Origin of the sequence: Halorussus salinus (assembly GCF_004765815.2) — an archaeon.
GTDB lineage: Archaea > Halobacteriota > Halobacteria > Halobacteriales > Haladaptataceae > Halorussus > Halorussus salinus.
The window spans coordinates 1,537,158-1,563,106 of the sequence record NZ_ML974127.1 but is presented as its reverse complement, the minus strand read 5'-3'; the positions used below and the strand labels follow the sequence as shown (position 1 = coordinate 1,563,106).

The window sequence follows — 25,949 nt, the reverse complement described above, 5'->3', positions numbered from 1 at the left end:
GATTTCGCCGTAGTCCGCCGAGTGTCCCGCACGCGCGACCTGACGGCCTTCGCGGTCATGACGCTCCTGTTCGGCGGAGCCTTTCCCGCCATCGAGGTCGGCCTCCGTTACCTCCCGCCGCTGGCGCTCGCGGCGGTGCGCTACGCCGTCTCCGCGGCGCTTCTCCTCGGCTACGCGCTCGCCACGACCGACTACTGGCGGCCCCGGACGCGGGCGGACTGGCTGGCGGTCCTCGCGGGCGGCGTCTTCTTCATCGGCGGGAGCGGTCTGACCTTCGTCGGCCAGCAGTTCACGACCGCCGGAGTCGCGGCGATCGTCTTCAGCGCGATTCCGATTCTGACCGTCCTCGTCGGCGCTATCCTGCTCCCCGAGGAGACCGTCTCTCCTCGCGGCGCGCTCGGGTTGGTCGTGGGGTTCCTCGGCGTCGCCATCGTGGTCGGACCCGACCCCGCGACGCTCGGTGGCGACGCGGGCGCGAGCGCCGCGGTCGGCGATGGTTCGCTCGAACTCGGCGCGTTCGCCACCGCGCTCCTCGGTCCGGCGCTGGTGTTCGCGGCGGCGGTGAGCGTCACCCTCGGCACGGTGCTGGTCCGGCGGTTCAGGCCGTCGATGCCCACCGTCTCGCTGACCGGCGCGGCGATGGCGGTGGGCGCGGCGATACAGGCGGGCCTGAGCCTCGCGCTCGGCGAGGAGGTCCCCGTCGCCGGACTCGCGCTCCCGGCCCTGCTCGCGGTGGCCTACCTCGCGGTGTTCGCCAGCGGCGTGGGCTTCGTCGTCTACTTCGACCTCCTGTCGCGGGTCGGCCCGCTGGAGGTGAATCTGGTCTCCTACCTCGTGCCGGTGGTCTCGGTGGGGGTCGGGTGGTGGTTGCTGGACGAACCGGTGTACTCCTCGACGCTGGTCGGGTTCGGCGTGGTCGTCGCGGGATTCGTCCTGCTGAAGAATCGGGAGTTGGCGGCGGAGTTGGCGAAGTATCGCGGCGCGGCGAGGTGAGTCGGCGAAGTCTCGGAACGGGCGGGTAGCCCGAAAACCTCACAAAGTCGAGTAATCTCGGAAATTTCGGAGTGACCGAGGAGAGTGTCGAGGAGCTAGCTACAGGCTTGAACAAAGGAGTCGCCGCACAGCACCGCACTGCCCCGCCCCGCACCGCCACCGCGCGCCGGTCCGGCAACCGAGATTCGCGTCGAAGACTACCCGAAGTCGTCGAGCGACACCTGCCCCTCGGGGTCCGACTCGTCGCGTTGGTCGGGGTCGGTTCCGTCCGAGTCCGTCTCTTCGGCGTCGTTCACGGCCAACTCGCCGGACGCGTCGTCCGCCACGTCCCACTCGCGGGCCAGCGAGAGTTGACCGTCGAGGTCGCTCGCGGGAGGTTCGCTGGCCGAGTCGCCGCCGGAATCGTCGTCGTTGTCACCGGAGGCAGAATCGTCGTCCCACTGCCGACCGAGCGAAGCCTGTCCGTCGTCCTCCGGATTCGGGGCCTCGCTCGCGGCCCGTTCGGCATCGTCTCCGCTCGACCCCCACGCGTCGCCCAGACTCGCCTGCTCGCCGTCGGCAAAGGAGAGGTTCGAGACCCGGACGCCGACCTTCCTGACCTCGACGCCGGAAAACTCGCCGAGGAGTTCGAGCGCGACCTCCTCGACCAGTTCGGGTTCGTCCACCGGGCCGGGCAACGACTTCGCGCGGGTGTTCACGTCGTAGGGCGGCGTGACGGCCTTGATACCGATGGTGCGGTACATCGCGCCCTTCCGCCGGGCGCGGTCGGCCACCGCCTCCGCCAACGTTCGAATCTGGTCGCGCTTGCGCTCGTCGTCGTCGGTCGCCTCGGTGAACGCCGACTCCCGCGAGAGGCTCTTGGGGCGACCCGTGGGTGTGACCTCGCGTCGGTCTTCGCCGCGCGCTCGGCGGTGCATCTCCGCGCCGCGCTCGCCGAATCGCGCTTCCAACTCCGCGCGGTCGGCAACCGCGAGGTCCGCCGCCGTCTCGATGCCCATCCCGCGCAACTTGCGGGCCGTGACGGGGCCGACGCCGTGAATCTCGCCCACGTCGAGGGGTGCCAGAAAGTCCCCGACTTCGCCGGGTTCGACCACGACGAGACCGTCGGGCTTGTCGTGGTCGCTGGCGATTTTCGCGGCGGACATGTTCGGCGCGACGCCGACGCTCGCGGTCACGCCGACTTCGCGGTCGATGCGGTGTTTGACGTGGCGGGCGAACCCCTCGGCGACCTCCCACGCGGTCCGGTCGGTCACGTCGAGGTACGCCTCGTCGATGCTGACCTCCCGCACCACGTCGGCCGACTCGTGGAGGATTTCCTTGACCTCCGAACTGACCTCCTCGTAGTAGTCCATGTCCACCGGCCGGTAGTAACCCGCCTCCTCGGGGTCCACGTCGCTGGCGGGTCGGTCGGAATCCTCGCCATTCTCGGCCGCTACCGCCGCCTTCCGCGGCAGTCGCTCCAGTGCAGTCGAGATGGCTTGCGCGCTGTCCACGCCGTACTCGCGGGCCTCGTAACTCGCGGTGGCGACCGCGCCGTGGGTCTCGCCGCCCTCGTAGCCCATCCCGACCACGACGGGTTCGCCCTCCAGTCGCGGTTCGCGCCGCCGCTCACAGGCCGCGTAGAAGCAGTCCATGTCCACATGGAGGACGATGGGGTCGCCGGTCTCGTCGTCGTCGGGCGTCCCCGGCAAGCGGGACCCGCCAGTCATCTGTCGGGGATGGTTTCCGCGGTCGGTTAAAGCTTCAGTTCGGGACGAAACTGGTACGAGTCACGCCACGTCCGCGTCCCGCAGAAGGTCGGCGACGACGTGAACGTAGAGGACGCCCGCGGTAAACAGCGCGTAGACCGGTCGGACCAGTCCGAGGAGACCGACCCACGCGCCGCCCAGAAGCAGGTGACTCAGCAGGCGAAGCGTCTCCAGCGTCTGGGTGTCCACGCCGTCGAACACCGACTCCTGCTCGGTGAACGCGAACTTGGGGTCGGCGACGCACCGCCGGAAGTGCGACCAGTCGCCCGCGAGGTAGCGCGCGACGACGAAGTGGTCGAGGTCCACGAACACCGAGAGCAGGACGCCGTACGCGACCAGCAGCGCGGCTTCGACGGGTATCGAGATGGGAAGCGCCGCGACGAGGAGTAGCGAGGCGACGCTCCCGAGCGCGGCGTGTTCGGGAGACTTCATCGGTGCGGCGCGTCGGCGGTCGGGAGTCGATCGGTGCGGTCCGCGGTCCGGGGTCGGTCGGTGCAGTCCGCGGTCCGGAGTCTCCCCGAGGAGTCTCCGGTCGCTGGTCGCCCGGCGCGGTCGGCACGCGAGGAGGTCATCGTCCCGAGGATGGCCGGTCCGGAACTTAGTTCTCCCGTTCGACCGCGCGCGGCGAACCGGCGAGGGGTCGGGTCCAGTCGGTTCGGTCGAGTCGAGGGAATCGAGGATACGCTTCCCAAAACGATGTAAACGGTTTGAGAATAGATGTGGTCAGTTTTCGTCGCGGACCGGAATCTCGACCGGGTCGCTCTCGTCGTCAGCGTCGTCCCCGAAGTCGGGCCGCAGGTCCCGCAGGCGGTCGCGCTGGTCGGCGACCGCGGCGGTCGCGCCGCCGAGGACCCCCGACACGTCCACGTCCGGGAGTCGGCCGTCGGGGAGGTCCACGTCCGGCAATCGCTCGTCGGAGAAATCAACGTCCGGCATCGCGTCGTCGGGGAGCCTCGCGTCGGGCAGGTCCGCGTCGGGCAAGTCGGCGTCGAGGAGTTCCGCCGGTGGCGTGAGTCGGGGCGCGTCGCGGTCCACCGCCCGGAGTCGCCGATAGAACTCCGCGAACGTGACAGCTTCCTCCTCGGTCCCCTCGAAGGCTTCGTCCAGCGCCGCGACGTTCTCGCCGAGGTGCTGAGTCAGCGCGTGGTCCTCGCCGTAGCGTTCGACCGCTCTGCGGTGCAGGAACCCGCCCACCCGGACGCCTCCTCGGTCGGCGTACTTGACGATGGTCTCCTGATTCTCGTAGACGAGTTGCCCCGCGAACAGCGCCGCGCCGAGGTAGTTGGTCGAGACGCCGAGTCTGGTGGCCACGGGCTTGAGGACCGTGACCGGAACGTCGCTGTGTTTCAGGAGCCACGAGGCGAGGTGGTGGGTGGTCATTCGCTGTTGGATAGCGGCCGAGAACGGGTGACTGTTGTGGCAGGCCGAGTTGGGCTTCGACGAAGCGACCGTCGTGACAGCTTCCCGTCAGGTAGTTTCGAGACGTGTGCGCCCGCTTCTCAGTCCGACCGCTATCGAGAACTCCATTCGGTCACTGTACTTCGTTCAAGAACCTTCGAGTCACGGCTCGTCGGTCTCGAACTACGGCTGGACTGGCCGCGGACACGGCTCCGAGGCAGGTGGTTACGCGACGACCCGACGGTATCTCGCGGGTCTCGTGTCCCGATCAGCGGTAAAAAACGAAGAGTCGTTTCGGGTGTTACCAGCTGGAGAACGGACTGCACGTGAAGCCGCATCCGTCGCGGTGACCGGCTTCCTGCTCCGGCACGTCCTCGGTGGTCTCGACGGTGAACTCGCTGTCGTACTGTTCCTTGCTACCGGCGTCGGCTTCGATTGCAACTGACATTGCAGATGTTTTCGACGGACTCTCTACTGTTAAATCTTTTTGTGAGAATTTTCTATTATTAACTCTAAAAAATCTAAATATTCATGGTGAATAACCTAGAATATATTCCAATATTTATATCATTTCTAAATTTATTGATTTATGTATCTTGTTTAGTCTTATTTGTAGCGGGTACGCGCTCCCGCGCCGTCACTCCAGCAAGAGGACGGACGGGAGCGTTTCCGGGTTCCGCAGGCGAAGTAGCGTGTACGACGGCCCGGAAACTCCGTCGAAGAACGTCGGGTTCACGAACGCCGAGTCGTGGGCGGGCAGTGAGAGGAGACCGTCGCGCTCGCGTCTAGCGAGACACCGCCCGGCGAGGTCACCCGCGAGCGCGTCGTCGCACCCGGCGCGGCGCGCCCCGACCAGCAGGGCTTCGACCCGGCCGAAGTTCCCGCAGCAGAGATTGTCGAGCGACGCCCCGTCGTCGGCCGCGGTCGCGGCCAGCGCCTCGCGGGCGTCCGCGACCAGCGCGTCGTCGCCGAGGAGTTCGCCGATACCGATTCGGGCGAGCGCCATCCCCGTGCGGCCGTGACACCAGCGGTCTTGGTAGGTCTCGCGGGTCGCGGCCTGTCGCCAGTTGGTCCGTGACGGGTCGTAGAGCGACGACTCGAAGGCCAGCGCCTCTCGAACCGCGTCGGCGTATCGGTCGGCGTTGCCGTCTCGGTCAGTGTTGCCGTCTCGGTCGGTGTTGCCATTTCGGTCGGCGTTGCCATTTCGGTCGGCATCCTCGTCGGTCGCCGCGGCGAGGCGGGCGAGCGCGTAGGCGATGCCGCTGGAGCCGTGGGCGAACCCGGTGTAGGGCACGTCGTCGCTGGTCGTCTCCCAGACGCGGTAGCCGTCCACCTCGGTTCGAGCGTCCAGCAGTCGGTCGCCGCAGTCGGCCGCGCGCCGCAGGATATCGGGGCTGGCGTCGCCATCGTCGCCGCCCTCCTCGTCGCCACCGTCTCCGCTACGGTCTTCATCTCCGTACCGCTCGTAGTACGCCAGCAGGCCCAGTAGCGTCCCCGCCACGCCGTCAACCACGTCGAAGGTGTCGGCCTCGGCGACGCGCTCGGACGTGACGGTCTCGGCCGCGGCGAGCGCGGCCTCCCGGTAGCGGTCGTCGCCGAGGAGTTCCGCCACCACCGAGAGGACGTAGACGACCGAGCCGATGCCCTGCATCCCGCCGTGGTCGAACTCGACGCTCCCTTCGAAGATTCGCTCGACCACGGGGGCCAGCGTCTCGTCGGCGAGTCGCCGGTAGCGGTCCCGGCCGGTCTCGTCGGCCAGCGCGGCCGCGGTCAGCGCGACGCCGCCTCGACCCCAGAACAGCGAGTCGTCGGCCGGGTAGAGGTTGATTCCCGACTCCGGGACTATCGAGACCCAACTCGGCTCGTCGGTCGCCTCGACCCGCGCGTCGGCGGCCTCCTCGAAGAGGTCGATGGCTTCCCGCCGGAAGCGGTCGTCCCGGCGAGACCCGTTCCCGTTTCTGTCCCCGTTCCCGTCCCTTCCGGTGGCTTCGTCGCCGGACGGCGGCGGCCCCTCGGCGGTCGTGACCTCGCCGACCGCCTCCCGAATCAGCCACGACTGTCGCCGCTGGTCGAAATCGTCCATCGCGTCGAGTCGCTGGCGGACGAACTCGTAGCCGGTGCGGTCCACCGTCGCGTCGAGTCGTTCGCCGCGGTGGAACAGGCTCGACTCGTCGGCCCGCGACGCGAACCGCGGCACGTCCAGTTTCCGGAGCGAGCGCCGCTCGGCGTCGTACAGCTCCCAGAGCCGGTCGGACTCGACGGTTCCGTCGAAGAACGGCACCGCCAACTCCTCGAACTCGACGGTCAGGCGCGCGCCGTCCCGGAGCGGGTTCCGGGCCGCCGTCGACCGGAGGAGTTCGGCGTACCGACCGGTCGAGCGATAGAGGAGTCGCGTCTCGACGCCCGCGACCAGTTCGGGCGTGGCGATGTCTGCGAGGAACCGCCCCTCGTCGTGGAGGTCCCGGACCGTCTCGTAGGTCTCCTCGAACCCGGCGACGAGGGCATCGACGGACTCCTCGGGCGGCAGGTCGGTCCCGTCGATGGAGGGCGTGTTCTCGCTCGGGTCCACCGTCACCGGTTCCATCTCGACGCTCATCACGTCCGTCCCGACCGCCTCGATGGTCGGTTCGGACTTGCCGGGGAGCGGCGTCTCGTCGCCGTCGCTCCCGAGTCCGGCCACCTTGTCGGCGAACCGGCCGCCGCGGTCGGCCCGCGGGTCCCCGACCGAGAACGGCAACAGCACCGACAGCAGGACCGACCGGTCCACCACGGCGCTGGCCTCGGTCTCGAAGGGCTTGGCCTCGGACTCGACGTGGGGGTGAAAGACCGTCTCGCCGTCGAGTATCGTCGGCGCGTCGCCCTCGGCGACGACGTTCTCGTAGTGACAGTCGGTGAAGTTGAGGAGGTACGCCAGACCGAGGACGGCCCCGGCGCGCTCGTAGTACTCGTCGGCGGCCGACTGGTCGGAGAGGTCGCGGTACTCGCGCAGTTCCATCCAGCCGTACCCCTCGCGTTCGAGGAGCGTCGGCGAGTCGAAGTCGGGCGTCGAGAGGTGGTCGTCCAGACGGCCGAGAATCTCGTAGAACGCGACCTCGCCGCCGACCGGCCGGGGCTTGTAGACGACCGCGCCCTCCTCGAAGGCGACCCGAACCGGGACCCGGCCGCCAGCGTGGGCGTCCGCGGCGAGCGCGTCGAGGTCGGTCACGTCGCCTCGAACGTCGAACTCGTCGCGCAGAGCGTCGCTGTCGGCCGCCACGCGTCGGCAGAGTTCTTCGACCGCCTCCCGCCAGTCGCCGACGAGCGACACCAACTGGCGCGCGAGGACGGGGTACTCCAGACAGAGGCTCCGGAACCCGCCGTCGAACATCGCCGCGACGAACCGCTCGTAGTAGTCGGTCGGCGGGTCGGCCACCTCGTCGGGACTCGTCGCCGCCAGTTCGGGGTCGTGATGCTCCACGAAGCTCTTGAACTCGACGTACAGCGGCCGGACGCACAGCGATTCGAGTCGCTCCGCGAGTTGGCGCTCCAGCGACGAAATCGTCTCCACCGGGACCGAATCGACGGCTACCCCCTCGCGGGCGACGCTCACGACCGCGGCGAGCAACTCCTCGAACGGCGTCTCGTCGGGGGTCGCCGCGGCGTCCCGGTCGGCTTCGGTACTCGACTCGACGCGGCCGACGAGCCTCGACAAGCGGTCTATCCAGTCGGGGAGCGGTTCGTCGGCGGGCCATCGCGTCGCCGCGATGTGTTCGCGCACGGTCTCCTCGGTGAGGTCCTCGTGCGCGAGTCGCGCCCGAAAGGACTCCTCGTCGGGAAACGTCGCTCGCCACTCGTCGAGGACGCGCTCGGGGTCGATAGGTGGCGACTCCTCGGCGACGTTGGCCGGGCCGTCGAGGCGCTCCGCGAGCGTCCGCGCGCGCCCGGCGATTTCGCGACGGTCTTCGTCGGTGAAGACGGAACTCATTCTATCCACGAACGCGTACGATGGGAGGTTAAGGGTTGTTATCCTCGGACAGATGCGCTCAGATAAAGCGGACTCGGGCGGAATTTTGCTGGCTTGCGGCGTGGAAATCGAACGCGATAGACGGACGGTTCGCCCCCCGAGAACGGGGCGTTAGCGAGACGGCGGCGAGTCAGTCCGTTGGGAGACCCGCTCGTCCTCGTGGCCCACCTCGAACTGGTCAACCGTGGCCGCGAGCGCCTCGGCCCGCTCCGAGAGTTCTTCCGCGCTTCTGGAGACCTCCTTGAGCGACGCCGTCTGCTCCTCGGTCGCGGCGGCGATGTCGGTGGCCTCGTCGGCGGTGTCGTCGCTGATATCCGTGATTTCGTCCACCATCCCGACGACCTCTTGGGTCGTCATCGACTGGTCGTCGGTCGCGTCGCTGATTTCGCGGATTCCGTCCGTCGTCTCCTCGACGTTGTCGACGACCTTCTCTAGCGCCTCTTGGGCCTCGCGGACCGTCCGGACCCCCTCGGAGACGGCGTCGCGCGTCTCCCGGATGTCTTCGACGGTCTCGGTCGCTCCGGACTCGATGGCCTCGATGCGGTCGTCGATGTCGCCGACCGCTTCCTTCGTCTCGTCTGCGAGGGCCTTGACCTCGTTCGCGACGACCTCGAACCCGTCGCTGGACTCGTCGGTGTTGGCCGCCTCGATGTTCGCGTTCAGCGCCAACATGTTCGTCTGGTCGGCGATAGACCGGATGAGGTCCACGACCTCGCCGATGTGGGCGATTTCGGCCTCTAACTCCTCCATCTGCTGGACGGTCGATTCGGTTCCGTCCTCGATGCGTCGCATCTCGTCGATGGCTTCCTGTGCGGCCTCGCGACCCTGTTGGCCCAACGACTCGGTGTGAGTCGCCGCCTTCGCGACCTGCTCTGCGGACGCGGCGACCTCCTCGATGGTCGCCGAGAGGTCGTTCATCTCCCCGGCGGTTCTGTCGAGGCGGGCGGACTGGTCTTCCGCGGCCGACGACATCACCTGCGTCGATTCGCTCACCTGTTGGCTCGCGTCCTCTATCTCGGCGGTACTCGCGGTCACCTCTTGGCTCGACGCCGCGACGGTCTCCGCGAACTGACTGACATCCGCCACCGTGGCTTCGAGTTCCGCGAGCATCGCGTTGAACTCCTCGGCGATCTGGGTCATCGCTTCGGTGGGACTCTCGGTGTCCATGCGCTGGGTCAGGTCGCCGTCGGCGGCCCGTTCCATCACGCGACCGAACTCGGCGGCCTTCCGTTCGAGCGCGGCGTTCGTCTCCTCGGCCTCGGCCTTGGCGCTCTGGGCCTCCTCGCGGGCGGCGTCGATGTTCGTGACCATCTCCTCTAAGTCGTGGCGCATCCGTTCGAGCGACTCGCCGAACGTGCCCGGAACCGGCTCGTCGAGGACGGGGTCGTCGAACTCCTGTTTCGCCAGCGCATCGGCTTGGTCCGCGACCGTGTTCAGGTACTCGCGCATCGAACCGAACGACCCGAACAGCCGCCCCATCTCGTCCTCCCGAGTGGTCTCGGGGAGTTCGACATCGAGTTTCCCCGACGCGATGTCGTCGGCCGTGTCCGCGACCTGTTCGAGGGACTTGGCGGTGCCGCGCCCGATAGTGAGGCCGACCAGCGCCAAGCCCAACACCGCGGCGATTACTATCAGGACCACGTTCTCCGTGACCTTCGTCTGCACCGCCATCGCGTCGCTCGTCGGAACGTGATAGAGGAGTACCCAGTCGGTGCCGACGACCGGCGTGTAGGCCCGGACCTCTCCGCCGCGGTCGAACAGCGGGAGCAGCGGCATGTCACTGACGCCGCTCTGACCGACGAGTCCCTTCTCGACGACGCTCGAATCGCGCTCGTACGTCCCCAACAGTCGGCTGTTGCGGTTGTCGAAGACGATGGTTTCGTCTTCGTTCACGACTTTGATGTCGCCGGTCGCCATCGGCGAGGAGAGCGCGTGGGACCGCTTGGCGAGCGACGCGGTCACGACGAGCATCCGTCCGGACCGGTCGGTCGGCGTCGCGAAGGCGACGACAGGGTCGTCGCCGACCTCGTACGGGTCGGTGACGACGACTTCGCTAGGACCCTCGAACGAGAGCGACCCGCCCGCCCAACTGGCCTGCGACCCCGCGGGCGTCGTCCCTATCGCATCGTCGTCTGTACTTGCAAGTATTTCGCCGGTCTCCGTATCGACGTAGTGAATCGCCTGCACTTCGCTCGGCAGGTCGATGAGTTTCTGCTCCAACAGCGCCCGGCGTTCGGCGGTGGTCATGTCCCGACTGACGGCTTCGGCGAGGAAGCGCGTCGTCGAACGCTGTTTGGTGACCCACTTCTGCAACGCCTCGGCCTCGTCGGTGGCCGCACCGCTGATTTGTGCGCGGGTGTCCTCCCTGACGATGTCGCCAGCCTGTATCTGGACGTACAGGCCGACGACGAGCATCAGGAGTACCACTCCGACGAGTACCGCGCCGAACTTCGCCGCGTAGCTCCGGCGAATCCGTCGCGGGAGCCGACTTTCGATTCGAGTCGTGAGTTCGTCGAGTCGTTCGCGGTCGGGGCCGTTCATGCCGCGTCTCCTCCGGAGAAGTACGACTCCTGTAGGAGTTCGAGTTTGGTCGGTTCGCCGTTCTCGACGCGCTGGACGATGTAGGGGTTGAGCGGTTCGAGGTTCTCGTTCAGATCGACGCTGCTCGACGCGCCCTGATAGTTCACTTCGCGTCCCGCGTCGAAGAGGTCCACGGCGCGCCCGAAGTCGTTGACCGAGACGGTGTGTCCCCTGCCCCCGGACACCGCTCGAATGTTCTCGCTGATCGCCGGGCCGCTGGCCTCGCCAGCCCGCTCGATGGCCAACGCCTGTAGGAACAGCGCGTCGTAGCACTGGAGGGTGAACGCCGTCAGCGGTGCGAACTCACGCAACTTCTGGCGGAGTTCGACTTCGCCTGCGGCATCGGCCTCCGCGACCGACGCGCTGTACATGCCGTCCATGTAGTCGGGGAGGTCTCCGGTCACGTATCCGGTGGAAAGCACCGTCTGACCCTCGAAATCGCTCGTGCCGAGCGTCTCGACGACCGCGTTCTCTCCGGGCACGTTGACGAACGCGACCGCATCGACTCCGGCGTCTATCACCGTACCGACCTCGTCGGCGTACGAGTCGTTTCCGGCCTCGAAGGGGACTCGAACCGTCTCGGTTCCCGATACCTTTCGCTCGATTTCGTCCGCGAGTCCGGTGCCGAAGGCGTTGTCAACGTAGAGGAGCGCGGCCTCGTCGGCGCCGATGTATCGCTCCTCTTCGAGGACCTTCGCCATCACCGTCGCTTGCTGGGCGTCGTTGGCTATCGTCCGGCCGAAGAACTTGCGCTCGTCGGCGACGCCCGCCGTCTCTAACTTCGGATTCGTCGCGGACTGACTCACCGCCACGATTCGCTCCTCGGCGAGTCGGTCGGTAATCGAGAGAGAATTACCCGATGTGAGCGGGCCGACGATGCCGACCACGCCGTCTCCGGCGAGCGATTCCAAGGCGGCGTTCGTCTGTTTCGGAGTGCCGTCGGTCTCCTCGACGGAGAGTTTCACCTCTCGACCGAGAGGTCCGCCCGCTCTGTTAACGTCCCTGACCGCTTGTTTGACGGCTTCGAGGTGGTCTTGGGCGATTTGTTTCAGCCCCGACGCCGAGAGCGGTAGGATAGTTCCCACCCGAACCGGTGAGTCGCCGATCGAGCCGCCGAGACAGCCGGTCGTCCCGGTCGAAACACCTATCGAGCCGACAGATAATTTCAGGTATTCTCTTCTAGATAGGTTTGATGCCATTCGTCGGAACGTTTCTACATTCCAAATATAATTATTCCGGTTGTTCCGCCGAACCCGACGTTTTGTTGTTAGAAATCGCCCTTACGCATTAAATTAGAATAAAGTTTTTCTTTATTTACTGAAAATCTCTCGGGCATCCGATATCGAGGGGAGAAGTAGCAGATACGCGCACGAAACTGTTGACGGTTGGTCGTCTCCGAATCGCGGCGTCGGTCACTCCCACCAGTCGTTTCGACGGTGGCCGTCTCCCCCATCGACGAAGGGTTCGGGAAGTTCGTCTCCGTAGAGGCCCATCGCGTCCGAGAGCCAGTAGCCGACGTGCCAGCCGATAGCGTCGGTGTCGATACCTCGGACGCGAATCTCGTACTCGGCGAAGTACTCCGGCGCGTCGTCCGTGTCGGTGTCGTACACCCACGACTCTCCGCAGGAACCTTCCCGTAGACGCTCGCCGCCGCAGTCGAACGCCTCCTCGGGGACGCGAATCCGCAGGTCGGCGGCCGACCGGTTAGACGCCGCCACGAACGAGACGTTGCTCGGAACCGCGCCATCGGCCCCCGACTCGTAGTAGTCGAGCGCGTGGCGAATCTGCTCGCGGGCCTCCTCGCGGTCGTGGTCCGGTAGCGCCGACACGTCTACGTTGACCGCGAGCGTGCTGTTTCGCCACGGCACCGCCCGGTCGCGCAGGTCCGGTTGCGAGAGGTACGTGACCGCGGACATCGCCCGCATCGTGGCGGTCGGCTCCTCGCCGTGTTCGACGCCGACGACGTGCCCGAACTCGTGTTTCAGAATCTCGACCGTCGATTCGTTCGAGTACCCTGCGACGACTTGCACTCGCGTCGGGTCGCTCGGCGTCGTCCGCGCGCCGAGGAGTGGCGCACATCCGACCGTGGAGTCGGTGTCACTCCCGTCGCAGGACTCGATTCGCCCGACGAACTCGACGACCACGTCGGCTTTGTCCGCGTTCGAGGAGGGCACGAAGGTCACGTCGTAGTCGGCGTACTCGCGGCCCTCACCGTTCCAGTACGCCAGCGCCTCCTCAACCAGCACCGCGACGTTCCGCGACGGGGCGGCCTCGTTCCGGACCGCGACCGTCACGTGCCGTCTGCCCCACGGGTTGTCGGCCTCGGTCTCCTCGGTTGTCGTCGCGGTCACTGTAGCCGTCACAGTCGCTGTGACCGCGGTTGGAGTCTCAGTATTTCTACTGGTCGCTGTCGCCTCGGACGACGAACTCGCCGCGTCCGATGTCGTGGTTGTCGGGGCGAGAGCGGTCGCAGTCGGCGACTCCGGAGTCGTCACGGTCGTCTCCTCGGTGGTCGTCGCTCCTTGGAATCCGCCGCCACATCCCGCGAGGAGAACGACCGCGACCAGAGCGACTGTCCGCAGGCCGGGCATGAGTTACGACAGGGTGAGCAGAGGAGCTATTTGAAACTGATGGCGAGAAGTGAACGATATTCCACGCGTGTCTACCGTCGCATGCTCTTTCGAGGTCGTAATCGGTGAGTAGACGGACTTCTCGTAGTGTCGTTCGTCCGAAAGAATGGGGTCGGAGGGATTTGAACCCCCGATCGACTGATATCTCCGGTGTGTGCGCCTCGGAACTCCAGAGGGTCGTCGTCGCGGACCGATGATCAGTCGGCCGCTCGGTATATCAGCTGGAGTCTCGTCCCGGGCGCGTAGCCTCTGGAGTCAGTCGCCATCCCTGACTTGGCCACGACCCCGCAAGATTTCGTTGGTCCATTCACCGTAAAGGGGTTTCGATTTTTCTCAGTCGCGGTCGGTGTCGGCCCAGTCGCAGTCTTGGCATTTCCACCCCGTGACGAACTCCGTCACGCTCGGCATGTATCCGACTTCGAGTACGTCGCCCCCGCAGTCGGGACATTCGCGGTCGGTCTCCGAAATCGCTTCGGCGTCCATCACGTCCTCGCCTTCGATCATCTCCGCGAGGGCCGCGGGCGTCACCATGCGACCCTGCACGACGCGGTTGTCGGCCATGTCCGACCAAAGCAGGTCCGGGCGGGTAAGCTTTCTCGTCGCACGCTCGACCCCGAGGAGAGAGCGAACGAACGACACGCCAACCGCTATCGAAGCGAAAGCGAACCGAGAACCGACCGTAAAACCAGCGACCTACTCGCGTCTCACAGCCACGGTTCGCGCTCGTCGCCGTCCTCCTCGCCGGGGTAGCCGTAGCCCGCGTCGGAGTCCGGCCCGCCCGAGCCATCGGTGGCGACGGTCTGGGTGCCTTCGGGACTCGGGGCGGCGTCGCTTCCGCTCGTCTCCTCGGCGTGCATCGCTTCGGCGGCCGTGGCCGGGTCCTCGTCGGCGTCGGCCTCGTCTTGGTCCGCGTTGGGGTCGAACGCCAGCAGGCTGGTGACCGCCAGCACGGCCAGCGGCGCGTTGCCGGGCGCGTGCCCGAGGAGGCTCAACGGCAACACGCCCAGCGCGACTGCGCTTCCGAACCGGAAGCGGTCGATGTCCACGACCTCGCGGAGCCACGGCGAGGTCAGCGCGACGACGAGCGCGAACGCGACGCCCGTCGCCGCCGCGGCGGTGGCCCGCAGGACGAGTTCGTAATTCACGATTTCCACGTTGAATCCCGCGGGCTGGAAGGTGGCTATCATGCCGAGACCGACGATGACGCCCGGACCGGGCAGATACTCGCCGATGCGGGAACTCGCGGTCTTGGCAGCGATGGCCAGCATGACCAGCGCGGCGAACCGCTTGAACGTCTCGGTGTCGAGGACGCTCTCGATGGTCGGCGCGAACGCGGCTTCGACGGCCGCGAGCGCGACGATGCCGACGCCGACCGTCAGCACGGTCCCGGCCTGCTCGCGGGGCGTGCCGTCCATCTCGGCGAGGATGACCGCGACGGTGGCGCTCCCGCCGAAGACCAGCAGGCCGACCTGCAGGATGCCCGCGAGGCTGTCCACGCCGTCCGCGAGGACGAGCGCGGGGAAGATACCGTCGACGAGGGGAAGCCCCATGACCATCGCCAGTAACTTCGTCGCGCCGCCTACCTGTTGCTCTAGGCGAAGGGCGACTGGGTGTTGTGAGCTACTCATCGGACGTTAGCTGGCGTGGCCGTATCCATCGGCCGAACGGTGGTGATAGTCGCGGTACCGACGATGGCCGTCGAGTTGGAGGTTCCATCGGCGTCCCACGAAGAGATTGTCTACCAGTGTAAGGAATCCCATCGCAAAAATCGGTTTGCAGGAGCTGCCGGAGACAGCGGTCGTCTGGCCTGCAGTACGCGTGGCGATGGGACTGGTAGAGTCCATATTCGTAACAAAACGATTTTCGAGCATAAACGTTGCGTGAGAGAGAACCACATTCAAAAGAAAATTATAGATTCCCCCTGAATACTCAATCAATTACGGTTGGTTCGGACGGGTGTATTTCTACTATTCGTTTCCGGTCGTTCTCGGTTCGCTGACGAACCGGACTCCGACGAGGTTGCACATCCTTGCACATCGGCGACACGAACGTCCGGAGATGGTGCAGTATCTCGCAACGTTTTTGACGGGGGACTACCTTCGCCTTACATGGAGAGAGATTCTGAGCGGACGGGGCAGTTCACGGAGAAACTCCGCGTACCGGAAGCGTTGACCTTCGACGACGTACTTTTGCGACCGAAGGAGAGCCGCGTCGAACCCGACGAGGCCGACGTATCGACGCGCGTCTCGACCAACGTCGAGGTGAACGTCCCCATCCTGTCGGCGGCGATGGACACCGTGACCGAGAGCCAGATGGCTATCGCGATGGCCCGACAGGGCGGTCTCGGCGTCCTCCACCGGAATCTGGACGTGGACGAAGCGGTCGTGGAGGTCGAACGCGTCAAGCGCGCGGACGAACTCGTCATCCGGGACGTGGTGACCGCCGACCCCGAACAGACCGTCCGGGACGTGGACGCGATGATGGACCGCGAGGGCGTCTCGGGCGCGCCCGTGACCGACGACGACGGGACGGTTTTGGGTATCATCTCGGGGACCGACATCCGACCGTATCTGGAGGTCGGCGACCGCGACGAGGTCCGCGAGGCGATGACCGACGAGGTCGTCACGGCCAGCGAGGAGGTCACCGCCCGCGAAGCCCTCGAACTGATGTACGAACACAAGATAGAGCGCGTCCCCATCGTGGACGACGACGAGTGTCTCACGGGACTCGTCACGATGCAGGGCATCCTCCAGCGCCGCGAGTACGGCAACGCCGCCCGCGACGAGGGCGGCCACCTGCGCGTCGGCGTCGCGGTCGGCCCCTTCGAGACCGACCGTGCCGTCGCGGTTGACGAGGCCGGTGCCGACGTTCTCTTTATCGACTGCGCGCACGCGCACAATCTCAACGTCATCGACGGCGCGCGCGAAATCAAGGAGTCCGTCGAGGCCGACGTAGTGGTCGGCAACGTCGGCACCCGCGAGGCCGCCGAGGACGTGGTGGACTTCGCGGACGGGATCAAGGTCGGCATCGGGCCGGGTTCCATCTGCACGACGCGGGTCGTCTCCGGCGCTGGCATGCCCCAGATTACCGCGGTCGCCGAGGTCGCCGACGTGGCGGCCGACGAGGACGTGCCGGTCATCGCCGACGGCGGCATCCGGTACTCCGGCGACGCCATCAAGGCGGTCGCGGCGGGCGCGGACGCCGTAATGCTCGGGTCGTACTTCGCGGGTACCGACGAAGCGCCCGGCCGCGTGATTACGGTCGATGGCAAGAAGTACAAGCAGTACCGCGGCATGGGGTCGGTCGGCGCGATGCAGTCGGGCGACGGCGACCGCTATCTCAAAGACGAACCCGAGGAGGACGAGGAGTACGTTCCTGAGGGCGTCGAGGCCGCCGAACCCTACAAGGGGAGCCTCGAAAGCGAACTCCACCAGCTCGTCGGCGGGATGCAGTCGGGCATGGGCTACGTCGGCGCGGAGACCATCCCGGCGTTCAAAGAGCGCAGTGAGTTCGTCCGGGTCTCGTCGGCTGGCCAGACCGAGGGCCACCCCCACGACGTGATGATTACCGACGAAGCGCCGAACTACAGCCCCACCGAGTAACGAGTCGAAACGCGGCGGCGGTTCCGTTCACGCCGCCGTCTGACACTTCGGACTACAGTACGATTCGTCCGCGGCGTTCGCGCTCTCTTGGGCCTTGAACTCGTCGCCGCAGTTCTCGCAGGTGTAAGTCTCGAAGTCCGACATTGCGGTGGGCAGTTGGGTTCTCGCGCCGGAAGAATTTCACGGCCGGTACAGGTCGGCGGACGGTCCGAAACGCTCAGGGCGCTCCGACGGGAAGCCCGACCGATGACCGTCGAAGTCCGACGCGCCGAGACCGACGCCGAGCGAGCGGACGCGCTGGAAGTCCGTCGAGCGGTCTTCGTCGAGGAGCAGGGCGTTCCCGAAGACCTCGAAATGGACGGGAGAGACGGCGAGTCGATTCACTTCGTCGCGTACGACGCCGACGCCGCCGCGGGAGAATCGAGCGAGCGCGACGACGCCGACCCCGGACCCGACAACCGCCGACCAATCGGGGCGGGCCGACTCCGCGAGGTCGGCGAGGGCGTCGCCAAAGTCGAGCGCATCGCGGTCCTGCAACCTCATCGCGGCGAGGGCGTGGGCCGAGAGATTATGCGAACGCTCGAAGCGACCGCCACGGAGCGCGGCCTCTCGGAACTCGTCATGCACGCTCAGACCCCGGTCGAAGGCTTCTACCGCGACCTCGGCTACGAGACCACCAGCGACGAGTTCGAGGAGGCCGGAATTGCCCACGTCGAGATGGCGAAGTCGCTGGCGTAGGCTTTTGGGACTCCTCGGCGTCGAGTCGCCCGTGAAGCTCCTGCTCTGTGGCCCGCCGGGCGTCGGCAAGACGACCGTCGGCGAGGGACTCCTCGGCCGACTGCGCGAGGCGGGCCGCGACTTTCGGGTCCTGCACTCCGACGACTTCTCGCGGAACACCTACGGCCGGATGTACGAGCGCGTGACGGCCGACCTCGACGCCGACTGGCTCGTGGACGGGACCTTCTACCGGCGCGAGTGGCAGGACCGCTTTCGCGACCTTCCCGACGCGCACCTCGTGTCCCTCACCGCGAGTCTGGGCACTGCACTGGAGCGAAATCGGGAGCGCGAGAGTTCGATTTCCGAGCAGGGAGTTCGGGCGATGCACGGGAAGTTCGAGGAGCCACGCCATCCTGACCTGACGCTCGATACGGAGACGCTGTCGGTGAGAGAAGCGGTGGATGCGCTGGAACGATACGTCGAAACGTGGGCACCGTAGGGGCCGACTACGGCACGGCAATCTCCTCGGTTACGAAAGCGTGAGGGAGGCCTCAAGGGCGGCCGAACAATCGCTCCCGAACCGACCGTCTCCGCGGCCGCTCCGCCAACAGCACGGTCGCGTCAAGGTCGTCGAGTACGGACAGCTTCAGCGACCCGCCGACGAGTCGGGACAGCAGGCCCCGCTCGGTCGCGCCGACGAGGACGAGCGACTTGTCGGCCGCCGCCTCTCCGATGGCGGTCTCCACGTCTCCCGTCTCGACCAGCATCTCGACCTCCTCCAGTTCGTGTTCCGCGACCCACTCTTCGAGGAACGCCTGCCCGGCCGCGGCGTCGTCGGCGACGTGCAGTACCGAGACGCGCGCGTCGAGCGTCTCCTGCAAGGTCCGCGCGACTTCGGCGGACAGGTCCGACGAGTGGCCGCCCGCGGTCGGGACGAGTACCTCGCTCGCGTCGAATCCGCGCTCGTCGAGGACGAGTACGTCACACGGCAGGTCGTGAGTCAACTCGTCGAGTTTGCCTTCGACTCGTCCTCCGGCGAGTTTCGTGCCGCTGTGGCCCATGACCAGCCTATCGACGCCGCGCTCGCGTGCCGCGTCGAACACCTCGGCCAGCCCCTCGTGGGAGAGAATCGTCTTCGTCTCGACCGACACGCCCAGCCGTTCGGCGTCGTCTCGCGCGTCGGCCACGAGCTGTTCGGATGTCTTCGAGATGCGGTCGCGTTGCTCGGCGGCGGCCTCCAGCGACGTTTGGTCGGGCACTTGGACGACGTGAGTCGCGAGTACGCGCCCGCCGTCGCGTTTCGCGAGCGTCGCCCCCAGCGTCACGAGCGACCGTTCGGTTCTGGGGTTCGAGAGCGCGACCATCGTCGTCGGCGCGTCGTCGCCGCGACCCGAACCGTCCGGCGCGACGGTCGCCGCCGCACCGACGACGGAGGGCGGCAGGTCGTCGTCTCGGTCGAGGACGTGGCGTCCGAGCAGTCCCTGTCTGGTCGCGTGCCTGCGCGCGTACAGGAAGTACCAGATTACCGCACCGACGACGAACAGCCCCGACAGGAGCAGTTCCTGTCCGCCGACGAACGCCAGCAGGCCGAGCGACAGCGCGATGCCGACGAGTGGCGTGAACGGATAGAACGGGACGGTGAACGCCGGGTCGTACTCGGGGTCGGTCTCCCGGAAGACGATGAGGGCGGCGTTCATCATCGCGTAGACGACGAGGTGGAGGACGCTCGCGGCCTTCGCCAGCACCTCGATGTCCCGGCCGAGCGCCGCGATGAAGACGACGATGACGGCCCCCGTGACGACGATGGAACGGTAGGGGGTCGCGTACTTCGGGTGAATCTCGTTGAGCCAGTTGGTGACGATTCGGTCGCGGCCCATCGCGAAGTTGATTCGAGCGGACGCCAGAATCGACGCGTTCGCGCTGGAGGCCGTCGCCAGCAACGCGCCGAGCGACACGATGGTGACCGCGAGTCCGGCGAGACCGCCGGGGAACGCGACCTGCGTGGCCTGCGTCAGCGGTGCGCTCTGGCTGAGTTCCGTCCACGGAACCACGCCGAGCATGATGCTCACGAGGAGCGCGTAGAGAACGGTCACGATGGCGACGCTCCCGATAATCGCCAGCGGGAGATTCCGACCGGGATTCTTCAACTCCTCGGCGACGGTCGCTATCTTCGCGTACCCGAGGAAGGAGACGAACACCAGTGCCGTCCCCGGCAGGATGGCACCGTATCCGAACGGTGCCGCGCCGCCGTCACCGAGGAGCGTTCCGAACTCGAACGACAGCCACCCCTGCACTGCGAACAGGGCGAGAATCGCCAGCAGGATGGTCACGATGACCGTCTGCAGGCCGCCGGTCTCCTTGGCTCCGATGTAGTTGACGCCGACGAAGACGCCACCGGCCACGAGCGCACCGACCTGAACCTCCGTGAGGAAGAAGATATCCGGCATCGGTAGCAAGGTGGCGAGATACTGGCCGAAGCCGATGCTGTAGAACGCGGAGGCGAACGCCAACCCCATCCAGTCGCCGAGACCCGCGATGGAACCGAACAGCGGGCCGAGGGCGCGATTGACGTAGTAGTAGCCACCGCCCGCTTTCGGCATCGCCGTTCCGAGTTCGGAGACGGACAGCGCGTTCACCAATGCGATGAGTCCGCCGACGACGAACGACACGACGACGATGGGACCGGCGGTGCTGGCGGCGACGCCGGGCAACACGAAGATGCCAGCCCCGACCATCGTCCCGATACCGATGGTCAGCGCCGACAGCAGTCCGAGGTCTTTCGCTAACTCCTCGTCGCTCATCCGCCGACCTCCCTGTCGGTCGCTCGCCCACGATTCTCAGGAGTCGAGTACGTCTCGTCCGACGTGCGGAGCGAGACGACTGGGAGTGTCGGCCGTCGCGAGGGCCGAACGAAGCGGCGGGATACCGCATCCGGTGTGTGCGTGCCGACCGAGTCGCGGTCGAGTGTCGTTCTGTCCATGTTCGCCCCGAAGATTGCAGATTATATAAAAGGTCGCATATTATTTTCTGATACAGAAAAATAGGCCACAGCTAATTTTTGATATCGAATTTACTGGGGGTCGAAGACGCCGATACGCGCTCGCCCGACTCGCGCCCTCGAAGTCGAACCGACGTTGCCGGGCGCGAGTGGTTCTACATCGAAAATCGAGCCGATTTCGACAAGCGTTATATAACTACGGCAGGTACCGTATTTCGGAAATCGAAATTTCGCCCCACCGAATATGTCTCACCGTAACACCGACCACCGGCTCGACGAAATCGACCGACGCATCCTCCACGCGCTCATGGACGATGCGCGAAACACCTCCGCCAGCACGCTCGGGGCGGAGGCTGGCGTCTCGGGGGCGACCATTCGAAATCGCATTCACAAGCTCGAAGACGCCGGAATCGTTCGCGGCTACACCACGCAGGTCGATTTCGAGCGGGCGGGCGGAAAACTCACCAACCTCTACCTCTGTGACGTGCCCGTGACCGAGCGCGAAGCACGTGCCCACGAAGCGCGGTCGATTCCGGGCGTCGTCAACGTCCGGACGCTGATGACCGGCCGCCGCAATCTCCACGTCCTCGCGGTCGGCGAAGACACGAGCGACCTCCGACGCGTCGCCCGACAACTCACCGACATGGGGATTCACATCGAGGACGAGGACCTCGTCGAGGAGGAACTGTTCGCCCCGTACGGGCCGTTCGACCCGGACGACGGTGACCGACCGCCCGAGCCGAACGACTTCATCAGCCTCACCGGCGACGCGAGCGTGGTCGAAGTCACCGTCCGGTCCGCGGCCCCCATCGCCGACCTCACCCTCGAAGAAGCCGCCGGACGGGAGATTTTGGACGAAGAGACGCTGGTCATCGCCATCGAACGCGACGACCGCGAACTTACTCCGCACGGCGACACGGTCGTCCGGCCGGACGACATCGTGACCGTTCTCTCCAGAGCCGGTGCGGACGCGGACTCGCTCTCGGCGTTCCGCGAGTCGCAGTCGGAGTGAAGCGGTTTCTGCTCGTAGTGTAGTTCGCTGGAGAATACGGGCCGGAAGGGATTTGAACCGGAGCAAGACGTTCCGGGATGCTCACTTCGTTGCGCTTCCGGGCCTGCGACTTGCAGGGTTCAAATCCTTCGGCGAGACGAATTTGCGCCTCACGGAAGATGCGAGCAGACAAGCTGCTCGCAGTGTAGTTCGGCGCAAAATGTAGCGGGCCGGAAGGGATTTGAACCACGCCGAGACGGTCCGGGCGTGTGGCCCTCCGGGCCATTCCGGGCGTGCGACTCGTCTACTTCAAATCCTTCCGGCTAGGCGAATTTGGCCTCACGGAAGATGCGAGCAGACAAGCTGCTCGCAGTGTAGTTCGGCGCAAAATGTAGCGGGCCGGAAGGGATTTGAACCCCTGACCGTCTGATTAAGAGTCAGACGCTCTCCCTAACTGAGCTACCGGCCCAACGCATTCGGTTCTTACCGGGTGCAACGTAAATACGTTTCCGTTTCCACCGAGGAGACCGCGTCTCCCGGTAATCGCTCACAAAAAACCGCCGCTGATTCCGGATGTCAGATTACCCGCCGCCGGTACAGAATCCGACGCAGCAACACGCGACTTCTTCGAGGCTCTTTTCGACTTTGTTCTGCTTCTCGAACCGGTTGACATTCACTTCCATGGTGTGATCCATCAAGGAGTAGTTGGGGTATATGAATAAGCTTTTTTATAATATATTAATAATTTTATTGTGGAATAATTATGTTCGCTATCGTGGTATATAGCTCAACGTGCGTATCTGCGGTCTCAGGCGTGAGGTGTATCCCGTGAAACCACCACTATCTCCCGCCGATAGTACGATCTGAGGTCTGCAACCCCGTGGCTTCGACCGCCAGCTATTCCTGTATGGTAATCAGTAACTTTCCGGTTCGTGATTGAATTTCCGCACCCATCGTATATGTTCGATTAATCTTCGAAAACATTGATATGATTCCGTTCGTGATGCATATTAACATGGACTTATCGACGGAAGGATACGAGAACGTCCGTGCCTTCCAAGTGCAGTCGTACGGCGACCGGGGCGTCGATTTCTGGCCAGATGAGAGCTACATCGACCGATTCCAGCGTCGAGAGTTCGAGCCGGGCGACGTGGCCGAGATATTCCACGAGAACACGAAAGGCGACCCGGTTCACGACCGACAGCAGACCCGGTCCACGCAGCGGTTGTCCGAGCCGGGGATGCACCACGTCCTCGCAAACGTCGATGCGGACTACACCGGCTCGGAGCTAATCAAACTCCCCTCCGCCGCCGAACTCGACGCCGACCTCGGGACCGTGTTGAACGAGCGGCGGTCCGTGCGCGAGTACGCCGACGAACCGCTCTCGAAGGGTGACCTTGCGACACTGCTCCGGTACGGCGTCGGCGTCTCGGCGACTCGCAGCGACGGTGCGGGCAACACCAAACGATTCCGAACGTACCCGTCCGCGGGCGGTCTCTACCCGGTCGAACTCTACCCGGTCGTCCTCGACGTGGACGGTCTCGACGCCGGACTCTACTACTACAGCACGACCGAACACGGGCTTCGACGCCTCCGGAGCGGCGACCACGAACTCGCGGACGACTTCGCGGACGCTCTCATCTCCAGCGACCAGTTGGACCTCGCGTCCGCCCCGGTCGTCTTCGTGCTGACCGGTGCGTTCCCGCGGAACAAGGCGAAATACGGCCCGCGAGGCTATCGGTACGTCCTCCAAGAGTCGGCCCACGCCGCACAAAACCTCCTGCTCGTCGCCGAGGCGCTCGGTCTCGGCAGCGTCCCGGCGGCGGCGTTCCGCGACCGAGCGATGAACGACTTCCTCGACGTGGACGGCGTCAACGAGGCGGTGGTCTACGCCGTTGGCACCGGTCACCCCTCCCCGGAGGTGGTCGCCCGATGACCGACTCGCTCCGAGAGGTGCTGGTCGAGTATCCGAAAGTCGATGCGTCGCTCGTTCCGGTGCGGCTCTCCCCCGACGACGTTCACTTCCGGTCGGGACCGTGGAGCGGGACCGTCTTCGACCTCTCGGACGACGATCGAGAGGGAACGCTAGCGGACCTCGTCGCCATGCTCGACGGCACGAACACCGTCGAGGAGATACTCGATTCGTTCGGCGACGACGCCGACGAGGTCGCGGAGGTCCTCTATCTCCTCCAAGACGAGGGCGTCGTCTACGGGGGCGAGGGCGCTATCGACCGCGAGGGCGTCCGGGGGTACCTCTCGGCGACCGACCAGTTCGCTGGCGGCGAGTTGGCGCGCCTCGACGCCGCGACGGTGACGCTCGTCGGGTCCGGCCGGACCGCGACCTACCTCGCGCGCGACGCGGTGGAGATGGGCGTCGGCGACGTGCGACTGCTCGGTCTCCACGGCGCGTCGATACCCGACGACCTCGCGGCCGCTCCCGAGGTCTCGACGCTGGACCGCGAGGAGCTACGCGACGCGCTCGTGGCGACCGACTGCGCCGTCTACGCCGCCGACCGGCCGGACCCGGACGCGACCGACCGGCTGAATCGACTCGTCCACGAGACCGAGACGCCGCTACTCCTCGGACAGGTGGCCGGGCTGGACGGGGTTGTCGGGCCGACGATACTTCCCGGCGAGACGGCCTGCTACGAGTGTTTCAGACAGCGCCGGTACGCGAACGTGGACGCGCCCGAGGGCTACCGCGCCTACGAGGAGGTCGTCGCCGACGCGCCCGGTGCGCCGGGACCGAACCTCCCCGGATTCGGCCGCATCGTCGCGGGGTGTCTCGGTCTCGAACTCGTGAACCAGTTGGTGAGCGGCGTCGGGTTCACGGTCGGTCGAGTCGTCCACTACGACTTCGCCGACCTCTCGGTCGGGGCCGACGACGTGTTGCGGATGCCTCGATGCCCGGTCTGCGGGAAGTCGAGCGACGACATCGACCACAGCCGACACGTCGGTATCGAGGACATGGTTCGGGACCGCAACGGGGGCGAGGGCCATTAGGCCGCGCGTCCGCAGTCGGTCCGAGACCGCGACTGTCGAGCGACTGGTGGGCGAGCGAACCGGCATCGTCTCCGAGGTCGAGTTCGACCACCCGCCCCGCGACGACGACTCGATACTCGGAGCCGATATCGCGACCGCCTCCGTGGGGCGACTCCTCCCGCAGGACACCGAGACCGACCCGGACCCCGAAGCGGGCGGTAAAGGGCACACTGTCGCCGAGGGCGTCCAGACCGCGGTCGGGGAGTTCACCGAACGCTACTGTGCGCTCTGGCCGAGCGCGGTCCACGACTACCGGACCGTCGAGGCGACCTACGAAGAGATGGCCGCCAGCGACGCGTCGGTCCCGGCGTTCGAGTGCGTCGCGCCGTTCGACCCCGAGACCGTCCGGGCGTTCGGCGCGGAGCCGTTCGACCGAGCGACCGAGGTCGAGTGGGCCGCCGGAACCGACTTACTGGGCGGCGGCGAGACGTTCGTGCCGGTGCCGCTGGTCTCGCTCGGTGAATCGACCGGCGGGGACCCGTACTTCTTCACGTCGTCTAGCGGTCTCGCCTGCGGTCCGGACCTCGCGTCCGCGCTGTGTGGGGCCATCTACGAGTACGTCGAACGCGACGCGGTGATGCGCTCGTGGTACCGTCAGGACCCGCCGACGCGGCTCTCGCTCGACGAGTGGCCCGCCCTCGAACGCGAGCGCCGACGACTCGGTAACGACTTCGGCGAGTACCGGCTGTACCGGTTCGAGACCGAGAGCGAGTTCCACACGCTCGGCGGCGTCTACGTGGACGAGCGCGACCGCGCGCCGAAGTTCCTCTTCGGGGCGTCCGCCGACCTCGACTTCGAGGAGGCGGTCCGCGACGCGCTGGTCGAGGCCACGCAGGGTCTCCGTTCGATGAAGACCTCGCTGGCGTACGAAGGTCCCCGAGACGTGCCGTCGCCGAACGTGTTGAATCTCGACGAGAACTTCAAGTACTACTCCCGGCCCGAGAACTTCGAGGAGGTCTCGCTGTTCTTCGAGGGGCCGGAGGCGGTCGCTCCCGACCACGGGTCGCGGGCGTTCCAAAGCCCGGAGCGCGAACTCGACGCGTGCCTCGACGCACTGGAGGCCATCGGCGCGACCCCCGTGGCGTACGACCTCACGACGACCGGCGTCGAATCGACCGGTCTCCGGGTCGTTCGCGTGGTCGTGCCCGAACTCGTGGCGCTGTGCCCGCCGGGTCTCCCGCCGGTCGCCCACCCGGTGTTCGTTGGCGACGACCTCGTCGAGCGAGGGCACCCCTTCCCCTGACGAG

Annotated in this window: 20 protein-coding genes and 2 tRNA genes; 8 read left to right on the top strand and 14 right to left on the bottom strand. The window is 66.2% G+C overall.

Annotated elements, in window-relative coordinates:
* Nucleotides 1–21: 21 nt before the first annotated feature.
* Nucleotides 22–993 carry a DMT family transporter gene (locus tag EPL00_RS07820; protein ID WP_238398147.1) on the top strand — a complete coding sequence of 324 codons (972 nt, stop codon included), beginning with the start codon at nt 22–24 and terminating at the stop codon, nt 991–993.
* 197 nt (nt 994–1,190) lie between these two features.
* On the opposite strand, the gene EPL00_RS07815 is transcribed toward EPL00_RS07820, so the two are convergent.
* The 12 genes from EPL00_RS07815 to EPL00_RS07760 all read right to left on the bottom strand — a co-directional run bounded on the left by EPL00_RS07815 (nt 1,191) and on the right by EPL00_RS07760 (nt 14,980).
* A complete protein-coding gene (locus tag EPL00_RS07815) occupies nt 1,191–2,702 on the bottom strand; it encodes a DNA polymerase Y family protein (protein WP_135851037.1) in 1,512 nt (503 codons plus the stop codon).
* 60 nt (nt 2,703–2,762) lie between these two features.
* Entirely contained in the window at nt 2,763–3,173 is a 411-nt protein-coding gene (locus tag EPL00_RS07810; protein ID WP_135851038.1) for a hypothetical protein, read from the bottom strand.
* On the bottom strand, nt 3,170–3,313 hold the full coding sequence (locus tag EPL00_RS07805; protein WP_162224178.1) for a hypothetical protein: 144 nt from the start codon (nt 3,311–3,313) through the stop codon (nt 3,170–3,172). The genes EPL00_RS07810 and EPL00_RS07805 overlap by 4 nt, the downstream gene beginning before the upstream one ends.
* Nucleotides 3,314–3,464: 151 nt before the next feature.
* Nucleotides 3,465–4,121 carry a hypothetical protein gene (locus EPL00_RS07800; protein ID WP_135851039.1) on the bottom strand — a complete coding sequence of 219 codons (657 nt, stop codon included), beginning with the start codon at nt 4,119–4,121 and terminating at the stop codon, nt 3,465–3,467.
* A gap of 319 nt (nt 4,122–4,440) precedes the next feature.
* Nucleotides 4,441–4,587 (bottom strand): hypothetical protein, encoded by a 147-nt coding sequence (locus EPL00_RS07795; protein ID WP_162224177.1) that lies wholly within the window; start codon nt 4,585–4,587, stop codon nt 4,441–4,443.
* A gap of 189 nt (nt 4,588–4,776) precedes the next feature.
* Nucleotides 4,777–8,103 (bottom strand): type 2 lanthipeptide synthetase LanM family protein, encoded by a 3,327-nt coding sequence (locus EPL00_RS07790; RefSeq protein WP_135851040.1) that lies wholly within the window; start codon nt 8,101–8,103, stop codon nt 4,777–4,779.
* A 150-nt stretch (nt 8,104–8,253) separates the two neighbouring features.
* Nucleotides 8,254–10,683 (bottom strand): methyl-accepting chemotaxis protein, encoded by a 2,430-nt coding sequence (locus EPL00_RS07785; protein ID WP_135851041.1) that lies wholly within the window; start codon nt 10,681–10,683, stop codon nt 8,254–8,256.
* Nucleotides 10,680–11,807 (bottom strand): ABC transporter substrate-binding protein, encoded by a 1,128-nt coding sequence (locus tag EPL00_RS07780; protein ID WP_135851042.1) that lies wholly within the window; start codon nt 11,805–11,807, stop codon nt 10,680–10,682. The genes EPL00_RS07785 and EPL00_RS07780 overlap by 4 nt, the downstream gene beginning before the upstream one ends.
* A gap of 327 nt (nt 11,808–12,134) precedes the next feature.
* Nucleotides 12,135–13,085, bottom strand: coding sequence for a matrixin family metalloprotease (locus tag EPL00_RS07775; RefSeq protein ID WP_135851043.1), 951 nt, complete (start codon nt 13,083–13,085; stop codon nt 12,135–12,137).
* 374 nt (nt 13,086–13,459) lie between these two features.
* A tRNA-Trp gene (locus EPL00_RS07770) sits at nt 13,460–13,639 on the bottom strand.
* A 46-nt stretch (nt 13,640–13,685) separates the two neighbouring features.
* Nucleotides 13,686–13,913, bottom strand: a complete 228-nt coding sequence (locus EPL00_RS07765) for a DUF5795 family protein (protein ID WP_135851044.1) — start codon at nt 13,911–13,913, stop codon at nt 13,686–13,688.
* A gap of 143 nt (nt 13,914–14,056) precedes the next feature.
* A complete protein-coding gene (locus tag EPL00_RS07760; protein WP_135851045.1) occupies nt 14,057–14,980 on the bottom strand; it encodes a DUF5794 domain-containing protein in 924 nt (307 codons plus the stop codon).
* Between the two features lie 480 nt (nt 14,981–15,460).
* Between EPL00_RS07760 and guaB the strand changes: the two genes are divergently transcribed.
* From guaB to EPL00_RS07745, 3 genes are all read left to right on the top strand, one after another.
* Nucleotides 15,461–16,954: an IMP dehydrogenase gene (guaB, locus tag EPL00_RS07755; protein WP_135851046.1), complete on the top strand. Its 1,494-nt coding sequence runs from the start codon at nt 15,461–15,463 to the stop codon at nt 16,952–16,954.
* Nucleotides 16,955–17,200: 246 nt separating this feature from the next.
* Nucleotides 17,201–17,692 (top strand): GNAT family N-acetyltransferase, encoded by a 492-nt coding sequence (locus tag EPL00_RS07750; protein ID WP_135851047.1) that lies wholly within the window; start codon nt 17,201–17,203, stop codon nt 17,690–17,692.
* A 31-nt stretch (nt 17,693–17,723) separates the two neighbouring features.
* Nucleotides 17,724–18,170, top strand: a complete 447-nt coding sequence (locus EPL00_RS07745; protein ID WP_135851048.1) for an AAA family ATPase — start codon at nt 17,724–17,726, stop codon at nt 18,168–18,170.
* A 52-nt stretch (nt 18,171–18,222) separates the two neighbouring features.
* Here EPL00_RS07745 and EPL00_RS07740 read toward each other — a convergent pair whose 3' ends face one another.
* Nucleotides 18,223–20,472 (bottom strand): amino acid permease, encoded by a 2,250-nt coding sequence (locus tag EPL00_RS07740; RefSeq protein WP_135851049.1) that lies wholly within the window; start codon nt 20,470–20,472, stop codon nt 18,223–18,225.
* 441 nt (nt 20,473–20,913) lie between these two features.
* On the opposite strand from EPL00_RS07740, the gene EPL00_RS07735 reads away from it, so the two are divergent.
* Entirely contained in the window at nt 20,914–21,681 is a 768-nt protein-coding gene (locus tag EPL00_RS07735; RefSeq protein ID WP_135851050.1) for an Lrp/AsnC family transcriptional regulator, read from the top strand.
* Between the two features lie 374 nt (nt 21,682–22,055).
* On the opposite strand, the gene EPL00_RS07730 is transcribed toward EPL00_RS07735, so the two are convergent.
* Nucleotides 22,056–22,129: transfer RNA gene (locus tag EPL00_RS07730), tRNA-Lys, on the bottom strand.
* A gap of 546 nt (nt 22,130–22,675) precedes the next feature.
* Between EPL00_RS07730 and EPL00_RS07725 the strand changes: the two genes are divergently transcribed.
* Genes EPL00_RS07725 through EPL00_RS07715 form a run of 3 tightly spaced genes read left to right on the top strand, consistent with a single transcriptional unit; the run spans nt 22,676 to nt 25,945 of the window.
* A complete protein-coding gene (locus EPL00_RS07725) occupies nt 22,676–23,596 on the top strand; it encodes a SagB/ThcOx family dehydrogenase (RefSeq protein WP_162224176.1) in 921 nt (306 codons plus the stop codon).
* Complete coding sequence (locus tag EPL00_RS07720; protein WP_135851052.1) at nt 23,593–24,663, top strand: TOMM precursor leader peptide-binding protein; 1,071 nt, start codon at nt 23,593–23,595, stop codon at nt 24,661–24,663. The genes EPL00_RS07725 and EPL00_RS07720 overlap by 4 nt, the downstream gene beginning before the upstream one ends.
* A gap of 46 nt (nt 24,664–24,709) precedes the next feature.
* Complete coding sequence (locus EPL00_RS07715) at nt 24,710–25,945, top strand: YcaO-like family protein (RefSeq protein WP_162224175.1); 1,236 nt, start codon at nt 24,710–24,712, stop codon at nt 25,943–25,945.
* Nucleotides 25,946–25,949: the final 4 nt, after the last annotated feature.

Bases quoted from the DNA above. Each gene is read 5' to 3' on its own strand.
- EPL00_RS07725 (WP_162224176.1), top strand. From the start codon at position 22,676: ATGGACTTATCGACGGAAGGATACGAGAACGTCCGTGCCTTCCAAGTG.
- guaB (WP_135851046.1), top strand. From the start codon at position 15,461: ATGGAGAGAGATTCTGAGCGGACGGGGCAGTTCACGGAGAAACTCCGC.
- EPL00_RS07810 (WP_135851038.1), bottom strand. From the start codon at position 3,173: ATGAAGTCTCCCGAACACGCCGCGCTCGGGAGCGTCGCCTCGCTACTC.
- EPL00_RS07815 (WP_135851037.1), bottom strand. From the start codon at position 2,702: ATGACTGGCGGGTCCCGCTTGCCGGGGACGCCCGACGACGACGAGACC.
- EPL00_RS07735 (WP_135851050.1), top strand. From the start codon at position 20,914: ATGTCTCACCGTAACACCGACCACCGGCTCGACGAAATCGACCGACGC.
- EPL00_RS07785 (WP_135851041.1), bottom strand. From the start codon at position 10,683: ATGAACGGCCCCGACCGCGAACGACTCGACGAACTCACGACTCGAATC.
- EPL00_RS07720 (WP_135851052.1), top strand. From the start codon at position 23,593: ATGACCGACTCGCTCCGAGAGGTGCTGGTCGAGTATCCGAAAGTCGAT.
- EPL00_RS07760 (WP_135851045.1), bottom strand. From the start codon at position 14,980: ATGAGTAGCTCACAACACCCAGTCGCCCTTCGCCTAGAGCAACAGGTA.
- EPL00_RS07740 (WP_135851049.1), bottom strand. From the start codon at position 20,472: ATGAGCGACGAGGAGTTAGCGAAAGACCTCGGACTGCTGTCGGCGCTG.
- EPL00_RS07800 (WP_135851039.1), bottom strand. From the start codon at position 4,121: ATGACCACCCACCACCTCGCCTCGTGGCTCCTGAAACACAGCGACGTT.
- EPL00_RS07795 (WP_162224177.1), bottom strand. From the start codon at position 4,587: ATGTCAGTTGCAATCGAAGCCGACGCCGGTAGCAAGGAACAGTACGAC.
- EPL00_RS07805 (WP_162224178.1), bottom strand. From the start codon at position 3,313: ATGACCTCCTCGCGTGCCGACCGCGCCGGGCGACCAGCGACCGGAGAC.
- EPL00_RS07765 (WP_135851044.1), bottom strand. From the start codon at position 13,913: ATGGCCGACAACCGCGTCGTGCAGGGTCGCATGGTGACGCCCGCGGCC.
- EPL00_RS07750 (WP_135851047.1), top strand. From the start codon at position 17,201: ATGACCGTCGAAGTCCGACGCGCCGAGACCGACGCCGAGCGAGCGGAC.
- EPL00_RS07790 (WP_135851040.1), bottom strand. From the start codon at position 8,103: ATGAGTTCCGTCTTCACCGACGAAGACCGTCGCGAAATCGCCGGGCGC.